Origin of the sequence: Crossiella sp. CA-258035 (genome assembly GCF_030064675.1) — a bacterium.
In the GTDB taxonomy this organism is placed as follows: Bacteria; Actinomycetota; Actinomycetes; order Mycobacteriales; family Pseudonocardiaceae; genus Crossiella.
Genome location: NZ_CP116413.1, coordinates 2,880,137 through 2,899,082, shown reverse-complemented (window position 1 = coordinate 2,899,082; position 18,946 = coordinate 2,880,137). Strand labels below are relative to the sequence as shown.

18 protein-coding genes and 1 pseudogene are annotated in these 18,946 nt (G+C 71.5%); 2 read left to right on the top strand and 17 right to left on the bottom strand.

Going from position 1 to position 18,946, the window contains the following annotated elements:
• Positions 1-22: 22 nt before the first annotated feature.
• The gene (locus tag N8J89_RS13335) at positions 23-1,204 is read right to left on the bottom strand and encodes a serine hydrolase domain-containing protein (protein ID WP_283664657.1); all 1,182 of its coding nucleotides are present in this window, start codon (positions 1,202-1,204) and stop codon (positions 23-25) included.
• Between the two features lie 176 nt (positions 1,205-1,380).
• On the opposite strand from N8J89_RS13335, the gene N8J89_RS13330 reads away from it, so the two are divergent.
• A complete protein-coding gene (locus tag N8J89_RS13330; protein WP_283664656.1) occupies positions 1,381-2,640 on the top strand; it encodes a glycoside hydrolase family 18 protein in 1,260 nt (419 codons plus the stop codon).
• A 52-nt stretch (positions 2,641-2,692) separates the two neighbouring features.
• Here N8J89_RS13330 and N8J89_RS13325 read toward each other — a convergent pair whose 3' ends face one another.
• From N8J89_RS13325 to N8J89_RS13250, 16 genes and pseudogenes are all read right to left on the bottom strand, one after another.
• On the bottom strand, positions 2,693-3,193 hold the full coding sequence (locus N8J89_RS13325; RefSeq protein ID WP_283664655.1) for an SRPBCC family protein: 501 nt from the start codon (positions 3,191-3,193) through the stop codon (positions 2,693-2,695).
• Entirely contained in the window at positions 3,190-3,552 is a 363-nt protein-coding gene (locus tag N8J89_RS13320; protein WP_349497473.1) for a metalloregulator ArsR/SmtB family transcription factor, read from the bottom strand. The genes N8J89_RS13325 and N8J89_RS13320 overlap by 4 nt, the downstream gene beginning before the upstream one ends.
• Before the next feature lie 36 nt (positions 3,553-3,588).
• Positions 3,589-4,386, bottom strand: coding sequence for a hypothetical protein (locus tag N8J89_RS13315; protein WP_283664653.1), 798 nt, complete (start codon positions 4,384-4,386; stop codon positions 3,589-3,591).
• Positions 4,383-4,877, bottom strand: coding sequence for a hypothetical protein (locus tag N8J89_RS13310; RefSeq protein ID WP_283664652.1), 495 nt, complete (start codon positions 4,875-4,877; stop codon positions 4,383-4,385). The genes N8J89_RS13315 and N8J89_RS13310 overlap by 4 nt, the downstream gene beginning before the upstream one ends.
• On the bottom strand, positions 4,874-6,097 hold the full coding sequence (locus tag N8J89_RS13305; RefSeq protein WP_283664651.1) for an MCE family protein: 1,224 nt from the start codon (positions 6,095-6,097) through the stop codon (positions 4,874-4,876). The genes N8J89_RS13310 and N8J89_RS13305 overlap by 4 nt, the downstream gene beginning before the upstream one ends.
• Positions 6,094-7,260: an MCE family protein gene (locus tag N8J89_RS13300; RefSeq protein ID WP_283664650.1), complete on the bottom strand. Its 1,167-nt coding sequence runs from the start codon at positions 7,258-7,260 to the stop codon at positions 6,094-6,096. Before N8J89_RS13300 ends, N8J89_RS13305 begins: the two co-directional genes overlap by 4 nt.
• On the bottom strand, positions 7,260-8,399 hold the full coding sequence (locus N8J89_RS13295; RefSeq protein WP_283664649.1) for an MCE family protein: 1,140 nt from the start codon (positions 8,397-8,399) through the stop codon (positions 7,260-7,262). The genes N8J89_RS13300 and N8J89_RS13295 overlap by 1 nt, the downstream gene beginning before the upstream one ends.
• Complete coding sequence (locus tag N8J89_RS13290; protein ID WP_283664648.1) at positions 8,396-9,412, bottom strand: MCE family protein; 1,017 nt, start codon at positions 9,410-9,412, stop codon at positions 8,396-8,398. The genes N8J89_RS13295 and N8J89_RS13290 overlap by 4 nt, the downstream gene beginning before the upstream one ends.
• Positions 9,409-10,443: an MCE family protein gene (locus tag N8J89_RS13285; protein ID WP_283664647.1), complete on the bottom strand. Its 1,035-nt coding sequence runs from the start codon at positions 10,441-10,443 to the stop codon at positions 9,409-9,411. The genes N8J89_RS13290 and N8J89_RS13285 overlap by 4 nt, the downstream gene beginning before the upstream one ends.
• Positions 10,440-11,711, bottom strand: coding sequence for an MCE family protein (locus N8J89_RS13280; protein ID WP_283664646.1), 1,272 nt, complete (start codon positions 11,709-11,711; stop codon positions 10,440-10,442). Before N8J89_RS13280 ends, N8J89_RS13285 begins: the two co-directional genes overlap by 4 nt.
• Entirely contained in the window at positions 11,708-12,526 is an 819-nt protein-coding gene (locus N8J89_RS13275) for an MlaE family ABC transporter permease (RefSeq protein ID WP_502868487.1), read from the bottom strand. Before N8J89_RS13275 ends, N8J89_RS13280 begins: the two co-directional genes overlap by 4 nt.
• Before the next feature lie 13 nt (positions 12,527-12,539).
• Positions 12,540-13,271: an MlaE family ABC transporter permease gene (locus N8J89_RS13270; RefSeq protein ID WP_283666154.1), complete on the bottom strand. Its 732-nt coding sequence runs from the start codon at positions 13,269-13,271 to the stop codon at positions 12,540-12,542.
• Positions 13,272-13,330: 59 nt separating this feature from the next.
• Positions 13,331-14,094, bottom strand: a pseudogene (locus N8J89_RS13265) (glucose 1-dehydrogenase).
• Positions 14,091-15,602 (bottom strand): aldehyde dehydrogenase family protein, encoded by a 1,512-nt coding sequence (locus N8J89_RS13260; RefSeq protein ID WP_283664644.1) that lies wholly within the window; start codon positions 15,600-15,602, stop codon positions 14,091-14,093. Before N8J89_RS13260 ends, N8J89_RS13265 begins: the two are co-directional and overlap by 4 nt.
• A gap of 20 nt (positions 15,603-15,622) precedes the next feature.
• Entirely contained in the window at positions 15,623-16,516 is an 894-nt protein-coding gene (locus tag N8J89_RS13255) for a 3-oxoacyl-ACP reductase (protein ID WP_283666153.1), read from the bottom strand.
• A 25-nt stretch (positions 16,517-16,541) separates the two neighbouring features.
• Positions 16,542-17,612, bottom strand: a complete 1,071-nt coding sequence (locus tag N8J89_RS13250) for a zinc-binding dehydrogenase (RefSeq protein WP_283664643.1) — start codon at positions 17,610-17,612, stop codon at positions 16,542-16,544.
• 140 nt (positions 17,613-17,752) lie between these two features.
• On the opposite strand from N8J89_RS13250, the gene N8J89_RS13245 reads away from it, so the two are divergent.
• Positions 17,753-18,931: an acyl-CoA dehydrogenase family protein gene (locus N8J89_RS13245; protein WP_283664642.1), complete on the top strand. Its 1,179-nt coding sequence runs from the start codon at positions 17,753-17,755 to the stop codon at positions 18,929-18,931.
• Positions 18,932-18,946: the final 15 nt, after the last annotated feature.

Below are 18,946 nucleotides of genomic sequence, written 5' to 3'. Positions count from 1 at the left end.
GGCCCCTTCTTCCTGTCCGGGCTCAGTCGTCGATGGCCTGGTACGCCGTGGTCCAGAAGTCCTTGATCAGCCGGGGCGTGACCGGCGAGTCCTGCGCCACCTGGGTCAGCAGCACCCCGTTCAGCCCGCCCACCGGATCCGCCTGCGCCGAGGTGCCCAGCCCACCATCCCAACCGAACTGGCCGATGTTGGCGAAGCCCCGGCGCACCGTGCGCACGCCCATGCCGAAGCCAAAACCGCCGTGGTCGCCGAAGAACTCGGTCAGCCGGTCCTTGTCCACCTTCTGCTCCGCCGTCAGCTGGTCGGAGGTCATCAGCGCCACCGAGGCCGCGGACAGCACCCGCTCACCCCGGAACTTCCCGCCCTGCAACAACATCCGCTGGAACGCGTGGTAGTCCCCGGCCGTGGACACCAGCCCGTCCCCACCGGCCTGGAACGCGGGCGGCTTGCTGTACTTGCCGCCCTCGGCCGGATCCCACACCACCAGGTCCCCGGTCTGCTGGTCGTGCGCGTAGCTGGTCGGCAACCGGTGAAGCTGGTCGGCAGGTACGTGGAACCCGGTGTCCACCATGCCCAGCGGCGCGAACAGCCGCTCCCGCAGGAACGCCTCGAAGGACTGCCCGGTCACCCGGGACACCAGCAGCCCCAGCACATCCGAGCCGGTGTGGTAGAGCCACCGCTCCCCCGGCTGGCGCAGCAGCGGCAGCGAGCCCAGCCGCCGCGCCCACTCGTCCGGGTCCAGTTCCGAGGGCGGCACGTGCAGCCCCAGCCTGACGATCTCCTGCTGCACCGGGGTTTCCGCCCCGGTCAGATCGACCCCGTAGCCCCAGGTGAAGGTGAGCAGGTCCCGCACCGTGACCGCCCGGCGCGCGGGCACGGTGTCGTCCAGCTCGGCGTCCGGACGGGCCAGCACCCGGCGGTTGGCCAGTTCCGGCAGCCACTCGTCGACCGGGTCGTCCAGGCGCAGGCGGCAGTCCTCCACCAGGGCCAGCACCCCGGCCGCGGTGATCGGCTTGGTGGCCGAGGCCAGCCGGAAGACCGCGTCCTCCCGCATCGCCGCGCCACCGCCGTCGTGCAAGCTGCCCAGCACCTCCACGTGGGTCGCCTCGCCGTGCCCGAGTAGCGCGACCAGCCCCGGCACCTCCCCGGACTCCACCCGCGCCGCCAGCACCGCTCGCATCCGCCGCAGCCCCGCCTCGTTCATGCCGACTCCCCAGTTCGCGTACAACGTTCTCGTCTTGCGCACACTGTACGCACATGCCGGACCGGGCACAACCCCACCTCTTGCCCCGCAACCGTTGACGCAGTGGTCTAAACCACCTAGCGTGTGACGCACGCCGCCAGCGTGCCCCCTGTACCTCGTCCCTTGCGGAGTTACAGATGAGAAGAACACGTCGGCGCACCATGGCCGGAACCGTCGCGGCCGTCATCGCGACCGCGGCCGCCCTGCTCGCTTCCCTGGCGCCAGCCTCCATCGCGGCTCCCGCGGCCCCACCAGCCGCCGAACCGATGGCCGCCGCCGCCCCGAACAAGGTGATCGGCTACTTCGCCCAGTGGGGCACCTACGCCCGCAACTACCACGTGAAGAACATCGTCACGAGTGGTTCCGCGGCCAAGCTGACCCACATCAACTACGCCTTCGGCAACGTCACCAACGGCCAGTGCGCCATCGGTGACGCCTACGCCGACTACGACCGGGCCTATACCGCCGACCTCAGCGTGGACGGCAAGGCCGACACCTGGGACCCGGGTGTGCTGCGCGGCAGCTTCGGCCAGCTGCGCAAGCTGAAGAAGCAGTTCCCGCACATCAAGGTGCTGTGGTCCTTCGGCGGCTGGACCTGGTCCGGCGGTTTCGGCCAGGCGTCGAAGAACGCGGCTGCTTTCGCCGAGTCCTGCTACAAGCTGGTGGAGGACCCGCGCTGGGCGGATGTCTTCGACGGCATCGACATCGACTGGGAGTACCCGAACGCCTGCGGGCTTTCCTGTGACACCAGCGGTTTCGGCTCGTTCAAGACGCTGATGGGCGCGTTGCGGGCCCGCTTCGGCAGCAGCAACCTGGTGACCGCGGCGATCACCGCGGACGGCTCCAACGGCGGCAAGATCGACGCCGCGGACTACGCGGGCGCGGCCCAGTACGTGGACTGGTACCTGCCGATGACCTACGACTTCTTCGGTGCCTGGGCAGCCCAGGGCCCGACCGCCCCGCACTCGCCGCTGACCGCCTACCCCGGCATCCCGCAGCAGGGCTTCAACTCCGACGCGGCGATCCAGAAGCTCAAGAGCAAGGGCATCCCGGCCAGCAAGCTGTTGCTGGGCATCGGTTTCTACGGTCGCGGCTGGACCGGCGTGACCAAGAAGGAGCCGGGCGGCACCGCCACCGGCGCCGCGCCCGGCACCTACGAGGCCGGTATCGAGGACTACAAGGTGCTCAAGACCAAGTGCCCCAGCAACGGCACGGTGGCCGGCACCGCCTACGCCTACTGCGGCAACCAGTGGTGGAGCTACGACACCCCGGCCACCATCCGCGGCAAGGGCTCCTACGCCAAGACCCAGAACCTGGGCGGCGCGTTCTTCTGGGAGCTCTCCGGCGACACCAGCAACGGCGAGCTGATCACCGCGGTCAAGGGCGGCATCGGCTAGTCAGCACCGGCGATCCGGGGTGGCTCCACACGGAGCCACCCCGTTTCCCATCTCAGTCCGCAATGGACAGTTCCTCGTAGTACTCCTTCTGCGCCGGGTAGTAGTCGTCGAAGCTGGGCAGCGGCTTGTCCTCCCGGGCCGCGACCAACATGTCCAGGTAGTACTCCCAGCCCGGCCCGATCTCGCCCGCGCCTTCCAGGGTGTCCCTGTGGTGCACCAGCTTCAGCTCACTGACACCGTCCACTTCGGACAGCTCGACGGTCAGCCGCCACACCCCGACCTCGTCCACGGTGTGCAGCTTCAACAGCCGGGGCGGCACGCACTCGTCGATGCGCAGGTCCATCCACTCCTGGTTCTCCTCGAAGACCATCTGCACCTGCACGGTCTTGCCCGGGCCGGACTCTCCCTTCCAGGGCCCGAACCAGCGCGCGGTGCGCTCGGACTCGGTCAGACTGGCCCAGACGTCCTCGGCCGGGGCCCGGAAGCTGCGCGTCAGCACCAGGTCGGCCCCGGTGTCGGTGCCGAACAACCGGCCAGTGGGCAACGGTGTCATGCCGTGTTCTCCTTGTTCTGCTCCGTCGCGGGCGCCGCGCGGCGCTCCCGGCGGGTGCGGTAGACCTCGGTTTCCAGCGCGTCCAGGCGGTGTTCCCACCCGGCGAGCCGGTCGAACTGGGCCAGCCATTCGGCCAGCTCGCGGAAGCGGTGCGGATCAAGCGCGTACAGCCGCTGCCTGCCGAGCAGCTCGTCCCGGACCAGCCCGCTCTCCCGCAGCACCCGCAGGTGACGACTCACCGCGGGCCTGCTGATCTCGAACCGCCCGGCGATCTCGCCGGCGGAGAGCCGCCCGTCCCGCAACATCACCAGGATCTCCCGGCGCACCGGGTCGGCGATCGCCCCCGCTACCTCATCCACAGCGGAAGCGTAACCCATCGGTTACGCGTTCGGCAATCAGAGCACCCGCAGCTCCACGATCCGCCAGGTCTCGCCGTCCCGCCGCACCCCGACCTCCAGCTGCGCCGCCCCCGAGTTCTGCGCGTTGTCCCTGGTCCGCAGCATCTGCTGGTCGACGAACACCAGCACGGTGGCCCGGTCGCCCCGCAGCTCGCGCACCCCGGCCGCCCGGATGGTGGTGGTCAGCACGAGCTTCTGCTCGGGGGCGACCTTGCGCACCTCGGCGAACAGCTCGCGGTAGTGCTCGATCGCCCGGTCGGTCAGCACCCGGTTCGCAGCCTGTTCGGTGCGGCCGGTGTCGGCGTGGTCGTAGCTGAAGGTGTCCCGCACGGCGTCGGTGACCTGGCGGAGCACGAGGTCGGTGGTGGCGTTGTCGACCAGGGCGGAGTTGTCGCTGGGGCGCAGGGCCGAGGCGGCCATCCCGGCCCAGACGGCGAGGCCGGTGGCCAGCACGAGCACCACGCTGAGCACGGTGACCAGCGGAAATCCGCCACCAGCCCGGTTGAGCGGCTGGTGGGCCTCCGATGGCGCGGCAGGCTCGACCGGCCCGGCTTCAGGCTGAGCGGGCTCCGGTGGCGCGACATCCAGCCCGGCTTCGCGCCGCGCCGCGCCGCCACGCGACTCAGGCTCGGGTTCGGGCTGCGTCGCAACCGCGGGCTGCGCGGCATCCGGCCCGGCGAGTTCCGCCCCCGCCGCCGCCCCACCCCGCGCACTCGCCGCCACGGGCTTCGGATGCCGCCCGGCCACCACCCTGGCCCGCCGCACCGCCTTCTTCCCCGTCCGCCCCCGCGTCACGGCCCGCCCACCCCCATCGTCTGCAACCGCCCCACCCGCCACCCCTGCGCCGTCCGCACCAGCTCCGCCGACAACCGGCTCCGCTGCGTGCTCGCCTGCGCCCCCTCGCGCGCCACCGTGACCTCCACCGCCGCGATCAGCGTCGCCGCCCCCGCCCGACCGTCCACAGTGGTCAGTGCGGCGGACAGCAGCTTCGCGGTGGTCGCCGTGCGGGCGGTCCTGATGTCCCTGGCGTGCTGTTCCTTGCTCTGGCTCAGCTCCTCCAGCAGCGTCCCGGTGGCCACCGCGCGCCACCGGGCCAGCCCGGCCTCGACGTCCCGGTGGTCCAGGGTGTTCAGCTCCACCACCGCGGCCTGTCCCGCCGCCAGCGCCGAGTCCCGCTCAACCGCCTGCCGCAGCCCGGGATCACCGCTGGCCGACCACCACCCCCACCCGAACCAGCCCGCGGCGGCCAGCGCCAGCACCACCAGCACACCCAGCGCGGCCTTCACCGGTTCTCCAGCCCGAGCAGTTGTCCCAGCGTCCGCGGACCTGGCTGCGGCCCGAGCAGTCCCAGTGGGCCGGGCAGGTCCGGTGTCTGCGGGCGGGGTGCGGAGGGGGTTGCGGGGCGGCCGCCGTAAGGGGCGTTCTGGGAGCCGCGGACGCCGGTGGGGCTGTTCGGGGGTTCGGCGCAGTAGGCCTTGTTGTTCAGCGGAGCGTCGCTGGTTTCCTTGCCCGGCCGCTGTTTGGTGCCCTCGTAACCCTTGGTGCAGCTGAACGGGTCGAAGAAGTTCAGCACCAGGCCCAGGTGGCCGGTGCCGTCGCCGGAGGCGGTCGGCGAGGTGGCGGTGATGACCGGGAAGGCGACCAGCAGCTGTTCCAGTCCCGCGGTGCGGGGGCTGGTGATCCGGCTGGTGGTCAACAGGTTCGCCAGCAGCACCGACAGCCCGGTGCCGGAACGGCGGAGCAGGTCGTCAGTGCGCGCGGCGACCTCGGGGACCTGTTCGGCCAGGGTGCGCAGGTGCGGGTCGGAGCGGCGGAGCTGGTCGGCCAGCTCGCGCAGGCTGCGGCTGTAGTCGGTGATCTGGCGGCTCTGCTCCTGCTGGGTGCCGAGCACGGTCCTGGCGTTGGCCAGCAGCTCCTTGGTCTGCGGCAGGTGCTGGGCGGCGGTGCGGGTGAGGCTGTCCGCGCTCTCCAGCAGTCGGCGTAGATCCGGGCCCGCGTCGGCGAAGGCGGTGTGCAGCTCGCCGACCACGGTGCGCAGCGAGTCCACCGGCACGCTCTTGACCAGCCGGTGCGCGTCGGCCAGCACCGAGGACACCTCGGCCGGGATGGCGGTGCGCTGCTGCTCGATCACCGATCCCTCGGCCAGGTGGGGACCGTTGGTGTGCTTGGGCCGCAGGTCCACGTACTGCTCGCCGACCGCGGACCGGGTGGCCACCACCGCCTCGGTGTCGGCCGGGATGGGCGGCGCGGCGTGCTCGATGTCCAGGTCCACGTCGAGTCCGCGCTCGGTCAGGTGCAGCTGGCCGACCCGGCCGACCGCGACGCCCCGGTAGGTGACCTCGGCGTTGGTGAAGATGCCGCCGGAGTCGGCCAGCCGCAACGTGACCAGGTAGCCGCGCGCGCCGAAGAGCCGGTCCAGTCCGGCGTAGCGCGCGCCGACGTAGCTGAGGCCGAGCGCGGCGATGGCCAGGAACACGCCGATCCGGATGATCACCGCGCGGTTCATCGGGGGCCGCCCAGGAGACTGTTCAGCAGCCCGCCGAGCCCGCCCAGCAGACCGGGATCGCCCGAGCCGCCCGGCATTCCGGGCGTAGTGGGTGGCGCGGGCGCACCGGGCAGGAGCGGAGCGGCGGGTGGTTGCCCGGGGTTCTGCGGCGCGCCTCGGCCGCCCGGCGGTTGGATGATCGGCTGGTTGGAGCGGGTGAGGTTGTCCAGCACCGAGCTGAGGTCCAGGTCCAGCTTGACGTCGGCGTTGACGTAGTCGCCGCGCAGGGTGTGCAGGGTCTGGTCGGTGAACGGGAAGGTCACCAGGATCTCCAGCGACTTGGGCAGGCTCTCCCCCGCTTCGGCGATCTTGCGCAGCACCGGTTCCAGCAGCTTCAGGTCCGCGACCAGGTTGGCCGAGCTGCGGCGCACCGTGTCGGTGGCGGTCACCGCGAGCTTGTCCAGCGCCCGCAGCATCTCCACCAGCTGGTCCCGCTGGGTGTTGAGCACCGCGAGCCCCGGCGCGAGGTGCTCCAGCGCGGTGGTCAGGTTGTGCCGCTGGGCGACCAGGGTGGCCGACAACCGGCTGAGCGAGTCGATCGCCCTGGTGATGTCCAGCCGCTGCCCGTCCAGGTCGGCCACCACTTTGTCCACTGTGGACAGCAGTCCGCGTAGCCTGGCCTCGTTCCCGGCCAGCGCGGCGTCCAGCTCGGTGGTGATGGTCCGCAGCTGCCCGACCCCGCCGCCGTTGAGCAGCAGGGACAGCGCGCCGAGCACCTCCTCGATCTCGGTGCTGCGGTTGGTGCGCGCCACCGGGATCACCGCCCCCGCCGCCAGCTGTCCCTCGGGCTGCTTGGGCGCGGCCAGCTCCACGAACTTCTCGCCCAGCAGGCTCGACTGCCGCAACCGCGCGATCGCGTTGCCCGGCAACCGGACCGCCCCGTTCACCGCGAGCCGCACCTCCGCGCTCGCGTAGTCCGCGCCGAGCCGGATCTCCTCCACCCGCCCCACCGCGACGTCGTTCACCTTCACCCCGGCCTGCGGCACCAGGTCCAGCACATCCGCGAAGTGCACGGTCACCAGGTACGGGGCGTCCCCGAGGTCCGCCCCGCCCGGCAGTGGCACCCCGTACATCCCGGTGCACCCGGCGAGCAGCAGCACCGGCGCGAGCAGCAGTCTGCGCATCAGCGGCCTCCCAGCAAGGGCAGCTTGGGCAGGCGGCCCTGTTGCAAACCGGCCAGGATCTCCGCCGGGCTGGGCAGCTTCAGCACCCCGTCGAGCAGGGGTGCGAGCTGGGCGCAGGCGTCGCCGAGTAGCTTGGGCAACTGTTTCGGGGTGCCGGCCTGGATGACCCGGCACAGCAGCAGGACCGGCGGGTAGGTCAGCTCGTTGATCGCGCCGCGGACGGCGAAGGTGCCGGAGGCGGCGTCGTAGCTGTTGAGGTAGTTGGTGGCGGCCAGCGGGGCCACGTCGAGCACCTCGGCCAGCGCGGCCCGCTGGTCCACCAGCACCTTGGTCACGCTGGCCAGCTTGTCCACTGTGGACTTGAGGCGGTCCTGGTTGGCGGTGATGAACTCCTTGACGTCCACCATCGCCCCGGCCAGCGCCTCCAGTGCGCCGCCGAGCTGTTCGCGTTCGGCCGCCAGGTGCCCGCTGACCGAGGCCAGCCGGGTGTTGAAGGCGCGGAGCTGGCCGTCGGAGGCGACCAGGGCGGCGGTGAACTTGCGCAGGCCGTCCACGGTGCCGAACAGGTCCTTGCGGGAGCGGTTCAGGGTCTCCGCGGCGGCGGCCAGGTCCTTGACGGTGGCATTGACCTTGGCCCCGTTGCCCTTGAGGTTGGCCGCGGCGGTGTCCAGCAGGTCGGAGAGCGCGCCGCCGCGGTTGGCGCCTTCGGGGCCCAGTGCCCGGCTGAGCTCGCCGACGTTGCCGAGCAGCTCGTCCAGCTCGACCGGGATCGCGGTGCGTGCCAGCGGGATCTCCGCGCCGGTTGCCAGTTCCGGGCCCTGCTCGTAGGCGGGGGTGAGCTGGAGGTAGCGGTCGCTGACCAGGCTGGGCGCGATCACCACCGCCCTGGCCTCGGCCGGGACCCGGATGCCGCGGTCGAGCTCGAAGCGCACCCGCACCCGCTCGCCCTCCGGGGTCACCGCGCGCACCCTGCCCACCGGCACGCCGAGCACCCGCACCTCCGAACCCGGGTACAGCCCGACGGTGCGGGTGAAGAACGCGGTGGCCGTGGTGCCGCCGGAACCGCCCTGGAGCCAGACCAGGGAGGCGCTCAGCAACAGGGCGGTCACACAGGCGAGGACGAGGGCGCGGTGGATCATCGGCCACCTCCGGTCAGCGGCGGGGTGCAGATGTTCTCGTTGAGCTCGAACACGCCGATCTTGGCGTAGGGCGGGACCAGGCCGCAGAAGTAACCGTCGAACCAGCGGCCGTTGCCGATGGTGTTGTTGAACAGCCGCACGTACGGGGCCAGGTCGCGCAGTCCGGCGCTGAGCTTGTCCTGGTTCTGCTGCAGGATCCCGGTGACCTTGTCCAGTTCGGCCAGCGCCGGGCCGAGCTGAGCCCGGTTGTCCGCGACCAGGCCCTTGAGCTGCTGGGCGAGTTCCTTGGTGCCCCGCAGCAGCGCGCTGATCGCGGCCTTGCGCCGGTCCAGCTCGCCGAGCAGCTGACCGGCGTCCGCGATCAGCCGCCGGACCTGCTCGTCCCGTCCGGCCAAGGTGCCGCTGAGCTGGGAGGTGTTGGCCAGCAACGCCGCCAGCTGGTCGTCGCGGCCGGCGATGGTGCGGGAGAGCGCGGACAGGCCGTCCAGCGCGGCCTTGGTCTTCTCCGGGGTGTTGCGGAAGGTGTCGGTGAGCACCCGGAAGCTGTCCGCCAGCTGACGACTGTCTACTTTGGACACTGTGTCGCCGAGCTGGTTGACCGCGTCGGTGACGTCGAAGGGCGTGGTGGTGCGGGCCAGTGGGATCGGCCGGTCCGGCGGCTGCGGTCGCGCTCCGTCGGGGACCAGGGACAGGTACTTGTCGCCGAGCAGGGTCTTGATCTCGATGGCGGCGGTGGTGCGGTCGCCGAGGCGGGCCTCGGTGAGCCGGAAGCCGACCAGGACCTTGTTGCCCGCCAAGCTGATCGTGGTCACCCGGCCCACCTTGACCCCGGCCACCCGGACCTCGTTGCCGGTGCGCAGCCCGCCTGCCTCGGCGAACTCGGCGGTGTAGGTGGTGCCGCCGCCGATGATCGGCAGGTCCTCGGCGTGGAAGGCGGCCACGGTGCCCAGCAGCAGGCCGATCACGGTGACCGCGCCGATCCTGGTCTGCGCGCTCGCGCTCACCCGCCTCATGGGCCGCACCGTGGCGGCATCGGGGTGCCGGCCAGCGGCAGCACCGGCAGGTCCATGGTCAGGCCGAGCGCACCGACGCCGACCTTGCCGGAGATGCGGCAGGCGAAGAAGTTGAACCAGCCGCCGTAGCTGGCCACCCTGGCGATGGAGCGGACCTTGGTGGGGAAGCGGTCCAGGAAACTCTCCAGCAGGTCGCTGCGGTTGCCGAGCTGTCCGGCGATCTGGCCGAGCGCGCCGATGTCGGTCTTGAGCGCGGGCCGGGCCTGGTCCAGCAGGTTCGCGGTGACCTCGGTGAGCTCGCCGAGGGCGGTGATGGCCGAGCCGATCGGCTGGCGTTGCGCGGCCAGGCCGCTGGCCAGTCGTTGCAGCTGGTCGAGCAGGCCGGTGAGCTCGCCGGTGCGGTCGTTGACGGTGTCCAGCACCGTGTTCAGGTTGGCCACCACCTCGCCGATCACCTTGTCCTTGGCCGCGATCGCGGAGGTGAGCGAGGCGGTGTGGCCGAGGATGCTCTCGATGGTGCCGCCCTCGCCCTGGAACACCTGGATGATCTCCCCGGCCAGCTTGTTCAACTGCTCCGGGTTGAGCGCCTGGAACAGCGGGCGGAACCCGTTGAACAGCACGGTGAGGTTGAGCGCGGGCCGGGTGCGGGACAGCGGGATCTCCGCGCCCCAGGGCAGTTTCTCCCGCACGTTGCCGTCCAGGGCGAGGGCGAGGTAGCGCTGGCCGACCAGGTTGCGGTACTTGACGGTGAGCGTGACCGCGGCGGGCAGCGGTGCCGCACTGTCCACTTCGAACTCGACCCTGGCCTGTTTCTGTTCCACCACCGCGATCTGGGTGACGCTGCCCAGGCGCACACCGGACATGCGGACCTCGTCGCCGACGTTGAGGCCGGTGACATCGGTGAACCTGGCCGAGTACGCCGACTTCGGACCGGCGGTGGAGTTGGCGATGGTCAGCGCCAGCAACGCGGTCAGCGTCACGGTCACCGCGGTGAACACGGTGAGCTTGGCCAGTGGGGAGAACACGGTCATCGCAGGGTCACCTCCGCACCCCGGAACATCGGTCCGAGCATCAGTCCCGCCCACTCGGGCACCTCGGCCACCGGCTTGCCCAGCAGTGGCGCGGCCAGCGCGCCGATCAGCTCGCGTTCCGGCCGGGAACCGGCCAGCGCGGGCGCGGCGGCCGGGTGGGTGGAGCCGTCCTGCACCGGGCCACCCGGCGGGTACTGCGGGAACCGGCCGGGCGGCACCGCGGGTGGATAACAGCGGGGGCCGCGCTTGTCGAGGTACTTGGGCACGTCCACGCCGGGCTGGTACTTGCCGCGGCTGGCGGTGATCTCCAGGGTGAACTTGGCGATGTGCGGGTTCTTGCTGCCCTTGCCGAAGGCGCGGTCCGCGTTGGGGATCATCGCGACCAACTGCTCCAGCAGGCAGGGGTACTCCGGCGCGTACTTCGCCAGCACCTCCAGGGTGGGCCTGCCCTCGGCGAGGAGCGCGATCAGGTTGTCCCGGTTGACCTTCAGGAAGGCTTCCAGGTCCACCGCGGCCAGGGTGACGTTGCCGAACAGGGCACGCAGGTTGTGCTGCTGGTCCAGCACGGTCCTGGTCGTGGTGGTGGCGTCGGCCAGCGCCTGCACCAGTTCCGGGGCGGCGGTGGTGTAGGTGTCGGCGACCGCGGCCAGGGCCTTGAGGTCGGCACGCAGGTCCGGTAGCGAGCCGGACAGGCCGTCCAGGTAGTCGCCGAGCCGGACCAGGGTGTCGCCGAGCTGCTTCCCCTTGCCCCGCAAGGCGTTGGCCATGGCGGTGAGGGTGGCGGAGAGCTGCTCGGGGCGGACCGCGGTGAGCACCGGGAGCAGGTCGTTGAGCACGTTCTCGATCTCCACCGCAGCCTGACTGCGGTCCAGGCCGATGGTCTGACCGTCCACAAGGGACTTCCCGCTGCGCCGCTCCGGTGGTTGCAGGGCCACGTAGCGCTCGCCGAAGAGGGTCTTGGGCAGCAGCCGGGCGGTGACCTCGGCCGGGATCAGCGAGATCCGTTCCGGTTGCAGGGCCAGCGCGAGCACCGCGCGGTCCGCGCCCGCCCTGATCTCCCTGACCTCGCCGACGATCAGCCCGCGCACCTTGACATCCGCGCCTGCCCGCAGCTGCGTGCCCGCCCGGTCCACCTCCAGCAGCACGGTGGCCACCGGGGTGAACGCCTTGCGGTACACCGCGATCGAGCCCGCCACGAACAACGCGACCACCAGCAGGAACACCAGCCCGAGGAGCTGGCAGCGCAGGGGTGAGAGGCGGTCGTTCATCCGGCGATCCGCACCGTGGTGGTGGAGCCCCAGATGGCCAGGCTGAGGAACAGGTCCAGGAACATCTGCGCCACGATCGCCGCCCGCACCGCCCGGCCCACCGCCACACCGACCCCGGCCGGTCCGCCGCTGGCGGTGTAGCCGTAGTAGCAGTGCACCAGGATGATCACCACCGCGAACACGATCACCTTGAGGAAGGACCACAGCACGTCGGCCGGGGGCAGGAACAGGCCGAAGTAGTGGTCGTAGGTGCCCGCGGACTGGCCGTAGAACAGCACGGTGACCACCCGGGAGGCCAGGTAGGAGCAGAGCAGGCCGACCACGTACAGCGGGACCACCGCGCCGAGCCCGGCCAGGATGCGGGTGGTGACCAGGTACGGCAAGCTGGGCACGCCCATCACCTCCAGCGCGTCGATCTCCTCGGAGATGCGCATCGCGCCGAGCTGGGCGGTGAACCCGCAGCCGACCGTGGCCGAGAGCGCCAGCCCGGCGGAGAGCGGGGCCACCTCGCGGGTGTTGAAGTAGGCCGAGATGAACCCGGTGAGGGTGGAGGTGCCGAGCTGGTTGAGCGCGGAATAGCCTTGCAGGCCAACGACCGCGCCGGTGAACACGGTCATGCCGATCATCACGCCGAGGGTGCCGCCGATCAGCGCGAGCGCGCCGCTGCCGAAGCTGACCTCGGTGAGCAGCCGCAGGATCTCCTTGGTGTAGCGGCGGATCGCGACCGGGATCAGGCCGAGGGCGCGCAGGCAGAACCAGAGTTGGCGGCCCAATGCCTCCAGCCCGGGGACCGGCAACCGGGGTTTGCGTGCCAGCACGACCACCGGTTCACCCGCCCTTGGCCGGGACGAGTTGCAGGTACACGCCGGTGATCACCATGTTGATCAGGAACAGCAGCAGGAAGGTGATCACCACGGCCTGGTTCACCGCGTCACCGACGCCTTTGGGGCCTGCGGAGGGGTTGAGGCCGCGGTAGGCGGCCACGATCCCGGCCACGAAGCCGTAGAGGAAGGCCTTGAACTCGCTGATCCACAGGTCGGAGAGCTGGGCCAGCGCGGAGAAGCTGGACAGGTAGGCGCCGGGCGTGCCGCCCTGCAGCACCACGTTGAAGAAGAACCCGCCGAGCACGCCGACCACGCTGACCACCCCGTTGAGCAGCAGCGCGATCAGCATCGCGCCGAGCACCCGGGGCAGGATCAGCCGGTGCACCGGGGAGACGCCGAGCACCTCCATCGCGTCGATCTCCTCGCGGATGGTGCGCGCCCCGATGTCCGCGCACATCGCCGATCCGCCCGCGCCCGCGACCAGCAGCGCGGTGATCAGCGGGCTGGCCTGCTGGATGATGGCCAGCGCCCCGGCCGCGCCGGTGAAGGACTGCGCGCCGATCTGCTGGGTCAGCGAGCCCAGTTGCAGCGAGATGACCGCGCCGAACTGGATCGCGACCAGCGCGGTGGGCAGGATGGTGACGCTGGCGAAGAACCAGGCCTGCCGGATCGACTCGGCCAGCGGGAAGGGCCTGCGCGGCAGGCAGAGGAGCACCTCCCAGGAGAGCACGGCCATCCGCCCGACCTGGCGCAACGCCGCCAGGCCGGGAAAGCCCTGCCCCACCGGGGAAGCCGTCACCCGACCACCCCGAACGCGTGCGTCGCGGTGGCCCCGCCGTCGGCGGCGAACTCCCCGCCGGTGCAGTAGGAGCTCTCGTCGCTGGCCAGGAACAGCACCACGTTCGCCACCTCCGCGGGCTGGCCGATCCGCTTCATCGGCACCAGCTTGCCCATCGCGTCGCGGTCCAGCTCGATGCCGCCCAGCGCCTCACTGGCCATGCCGGTGTCCATCGCGCCGGGGTGCACCGAGTTGACCCGGACCCCCTGCGCGGCCAGTTCCAGCGCGGCCACCTTGGTCATGCCGCGGATGGCGAACTTGCTGGCGGTGTAGGCGGACAGGGTCGGCATCCCGGCCAAACCCTCCACAGAGGACAGGTTGACGATCGAGCCGCGCCTGGCCTCGGTCATCACCGGGATCACCGAGCGCATGCCCAGGAAGCAGCCCACCTGGTTGACCCGCACCACCCGCTCGTAGTCGGCCAGCGTGGTCTGGGCCAGCGGCGCGAAGTGCAGCACGGCGGCGTTGTTGACCAGCACGTCGATCGCGCCGAAGTCAGCGACGGTCTCGGCCACCACTCCGGCCCAGTCGTCCTCGGAACCCACGTCCAGGTGCCGATATCGGGCGTTGGGCCCGAGCCGGCGGCCAGGCCGGTGCCGGTGTCGTCGGCGATGTCGGCCAGCACCACCCGCGCGCCCTCGGCGACGAACCGGCGGGCGACCGCCTCGCCGAGGCCCCTGGCGGCCCCGGTGACCAGCGCGACCTTGCCGTCCAGCCTCACATCAGCTCCTCGGTCAGCGGCAGCAGCACGGTCTTCAGCTCGGTGTATGCCTCGAAGGCGCTGCGCCCGCCCTCGCGGCCCAGCCCGGACTGCTTGAAGCCGCCGAAGGGCAGGTGCGGTTCGACGGTGAAGCCGTTGATGCCGATGGTGCCGGCGCGCAGCTTGCGGGCGAGGCGGAAGGCGCGCTGGGCGTTGGCGGTGTAGATCCCGGCGCCCAGGCCGTACTCGGTGTCGTTGGCCAGCCGGATCGCCTCGTCCTCGTCGGTGAACGGGACCACCGCGAGCACCGGGCCGAAGATCTCCTCCCGCGCGATGACCATCTCGTTGCCCACGTCGGCGAAGATGGTGGGCTGCACGAAGTTGCCCGTGCTCAGCTCACCGTCCACTCTGGACCCGCCGGTGACCAGCCGCGCGCCCTCTTCCTGGCCGCGGTCGATGTAACCGAGCACCCGGGCCAGCTGACGTTCGTTGATCAGCGGGCTGGCCAGGGTGCCCGCGTCGAACGGGTCGCCGTAGGTGATCGCGGCGGCCATCATCTGCGCGCCGGCCAGGAACTCCTCGTAGACCTCCCGGTGCACCAGGGCCCGGCTGTGCGCCACGCAGGCCTGGCCGGACAGGCCCATGGTGACCGTGCCCATCGAGGTCATCCCGGCCAGGCCGACGTTGGGCGCGTCCGGGAAGACCAGGCTGGGGCTCTTCCCGCCCAGCTCGAGGGAAACCCGTTTGAGGGTCCCGGCAGAGGCTGCCACGATGCGTTTGCCGACCGCGCGGCTGCCGGTGAAACTGATCTTGTCCACCGCCGGGTGGGTGATCAGCGCCTCGCCGACCGACTCGCCGGGGCCGGTGACCACCGAGACCACCCCGTCCGGCAGTCCGGCCTCGGCGAACAGTTCGACCATGCGCAGCACGGAGAAGGTCGCGTACTCCGACGGTTTGAGCACCACCGTGCACCCGGCGGCCAGCGCGGGCGCGAGCTTCTGCGCGAACAGCAGGAACGGCGCGTTCCAGGGCAGGATCGCGGCCACCACGCCGATCGGCTCGCGGAAGGTCATCGCCAGGTGGTCGCCGCCCTGGTACGGCGGCAGGGTGTCGCCGCCGAGCTTGTCGATCCAGCCGGCGTGGTGGTCGAAGACGTCGGCGGCCGCGCCGACCGAGGTGGTGTAGATCCCGCCGAAGGACAGCGGCACGCTGTTGTCCAGCGCCTGCAACCGTTGCAGCTCGTCGGTGTGCTCGCGCAGCAGGTTGGCGTAGCGGTGCAGGGTGCTGATCCGCACCCCGGCGCGGGCGTTGGGCCACGGCCCGTCGTCGAAGGCGCGGCGCGCGGTCCGCACGGCTTCGTCCACATCGGACCCGGTCGCCACCGCGAAGGTGCCGATCTCCTCGCCGGTGGCCGGGTGCCGGTGCCGCCACACCGCGCCGTCGGCCGCGGCCCGCCACTTGCCGTCGATCAGCAGGTGGCCCTCGGACAGGCCCGCGGTGTCCCGGTGCGGCAACACGGTGAGCGGCATGGCTACTCCTTTGTGGACGGTCAGGGGCGGGCCTGGAGCGCGTTCAGTTCGGTGCAGGCGAAGCCGCGGTCGGCCGGGCGGCCGGTGAAGTACTCGCCGACGGTGGCGGCCAGCTCGGCCAGGCTCCAGGTCTCGCCCGCGCTGACGAACCGCTGTTCCACGCTGGGCGGGGCGAGCAGCGCGACCATGCCGCCGTGCACCACGAAGACCTGCCCGTTGATCGGCTCGGCCGCGGGCGCGGCGAGGTAGGCCACGAACGGCGCGACATGTTGCGGGTCAAGGGGATCCAGACCCTCGGCCGGGGCCTCGCCGAAGACGTGCCGGGTCATGCCGGTGCGGGCGCGCGGGCAGATCGCGTTGGCGCGCACGCCGTAGTGCGCCAGCGCCCTGGCGGTGGAGATGGTCAGCGCGGCGATCCCGGCCTTGGCCGCGGCGTAGTTGGCCTGGCCGGGCGAGCCGAGCAGGAAGGACTCCGAGGCGGTGTTCACGATCCGGCCGTACACCGGCGCGCCGGTGTGCTTGGCCTGCTGCCGCCAGTGGGCGCTGGCGTTGCGGGACACCAGGAAGTGCCCGCGCAGGTGCACCCGCACCACCAGGTCCCAGTCCTCGTCGGAGAGGTTGAACAGCATCCGGTCGCGCAGCACCCCGGCGTTGTTGACCACCACGTGCAGCCCGCCGTACTCGGCCAGCGCGGCGGCCAGCAGCGCGTCCGCGGTGGCCCGCTCGGCGATGTCCCCGGCGACCACGGTGGCCGCTCCCCCGGCCTCCCGGATCAGCGCCAGGGTCTCCTCGGCCGCGCCGGGCAGGTCGTTGAGCACCACACTCGCCCCGGCCTTCGCCAGGGCCAGCGCCTCGGCCTGCCCCAGCCCGGCGCCGGCGCCGGTCACCACGGCGACCTTGCCGGACAGGCTCACCCCGTTGTCCACAAGCGACACCCACCTAGTCGAAGGTCACGATCTGCCGGATCACCGTGCCGCCGGGCAGGGTGGACAGGCCGTCGTTGATGTCATCCAGAGGCAGCCGGCGGCTGATCATGCCGTCCAGGTCGAGCAGCCCCGCCCGCCAGAAGTCGATCATCTTGGCCGAGTCGCGGCGGACGTCGGCCGATCCGTAGAAGGAGCCCAGCAACCGCTTCTCGTGCAGGAACAGCTCCTGGGCGGAGAAGGAGACCTGGGCGTCGGCCCGGCCCGCGCCGACCACGACCACGGTGCCGCCGCGGCGGGCGGAGTCCCAGGCGGAGCGGATGGTGGCGGGCAGGCCGACCACCTCGAAGGCGTAGTCCACGCCCTCCCCGCCGGTCAGCTCGCCGAGCAGGCCGGGCAGCTCCTCCGGCGTGCCGGTGTGCGTGGCGCCGAACTTGAGCGCGGCCTCGTGCTTGTCCCGCACCGGGTCCACCGCGATGATCGTGCTGGCCCCGGCGATCCGCGCGCCCTGCAGGGTGGACACGCCGACCCCGCCGCAGCCGATCACCACCACGGTCGAACCGGGTTCCACCCTGGCGGTGTTGAGCGCCGCGCCCGCGCCGGTGAGCACGCCGCAGCCGATCAGCGCGGCGATCTCGAACGGCACGTCATCCGGCACCTTGATCGCCGCGGGCGCGGGCACCACCAGCTCCTCGGCGAAGGTGCCGCAGCCGGCGAAGCCGAACAGCGGCTGGTCGCGGGAGGTGAAGCGGGGGTGGGTGAAGGACTCGATCGCGTACACCGCGCACAGGTGTGGCTGGCCGCGCAGGCAGTTCTTGCAGCGCAGGCAGGCCGGCACGAAGGTGATCAGCACGTGGTCGCCCAGGGCGAGGTCGGTCACCGCGGAGCCGATCTCCACCACCTCGCCCGCGCCCTCGTGGCCGAGCACGCCCGGGGCGAGCGCGGGCAGGGTGCCGTCCATGGCGTGCAGGTCGCTGTGGCAGATGCCGGCGGCGCGCACCGCGACCCGCACCTCCTGGGGGCCCGGCGGGACCGTGGCCACATCGGAGCGCAGCTCCAGCCGGTCGTCCCCCACCTGGTTTAGCACGGCAGCCTTCACCGGTCCACCCCTCGACGAGTAGTGCGGCCTCGGATGGGGACCGACAGTAGAATGTGTTCTCACTCCGAGCAAGGGCCAACTGAGTGGCACGGGTGTTTCTTCGCGAGAACGTGTTCTAGTATCGAGGTATGCGGATCGCGTACTCGCGGGAACAGCAGCAGCTGCGCGCGGAACTGCGGGCCTACTTCGCCGAGCTGATGACACCGGAGCGCCGGGCGGCGCTGACCTCCGGCGGCGGGGACTACGGCGACCGCGCCACCTATCTGGAGGTGGTGCGGCAGATGGGCCGGGACGGCTGGCTCGCGCTGGGCTGGCCGCGCGAGTACGGCGGGCAGGCCAGGCCGCTGCTGGACCAGCTGATCTTCACCGACGAGGCGGCCACCGCGGGCGCGCCGGTGCCGTTCCTGACCCTCAACAGCGTGGCGCCGACGATCATGCGTTTCGGCACCGAGGAGCAGAAGTCCTTCTTCCTGCCCAGGATCGCCGCGGGCGAGCTGCACTTCGCCATCGGCTACTCCGAGCCGGAGGCCGGCACCGACCTGGCCTCGTTGCGCACCAGGGCGGCGCGGGACGGGGACGAGTGGGTCATCAACGGGCAGAAGATGTGGACCAGCCTGATCCAGTACGCCGACTACGTGTGGCTGGCCTGCCGCACCGACCCGGACGCGCCCAGGCACAAAGGGCTCAGCGTGCTGATCGTGCCGACCGACGCGCCGGGATTCTCCTGGACGCCGGTGCGCACCATGGCCGGTCCTGGCACCAGCGCCACCTACTACAGCGATGTCCGGGTCCCGGCCGGCGCGCTGGTGGGCGAGCAGGACAAGGGCTGGCCGCTGATCACCAACCAGCTCAACCACGAACGCGTCGCGCTCACCTCGGCCGCACCGCTGCGCACCGCGTTGCAGGAGGTGCTGGACTGGGCGAAGGCGACCAAGCTGCCCGACGGCGGGCTGGTGGCCGACCAGGAGTGGGTGCGGATCCACCTGGCCAGGGTGCACGCGAAGGTGGAGTACCTGAAGCTGTTGAACTGGCGGATCGCCTGGGGCGCGGCGCACGCCCCGACCCCGGCGGACGCCTCGGCGACCAAGGTGTACGGCACCGAGCTGGCCACCGAGGCCTACCGGCTGCTGATGGAGGTGCTCGGCCCGTCCGCGACACTGCGCGCGGGCGCGCCGGGGGCCGCGCTGCACGGCAGGATCGAGCGGCTGCACCGGTCCTGCCTGATCCTGACCTTCGGCGGCGGCACCAACGAGGTGCAGCGGGACATCGTGGCCGCCACCGCCCTCGGCCTGCCCATCCGGCGCTAGATCCTGTCCCAGGGA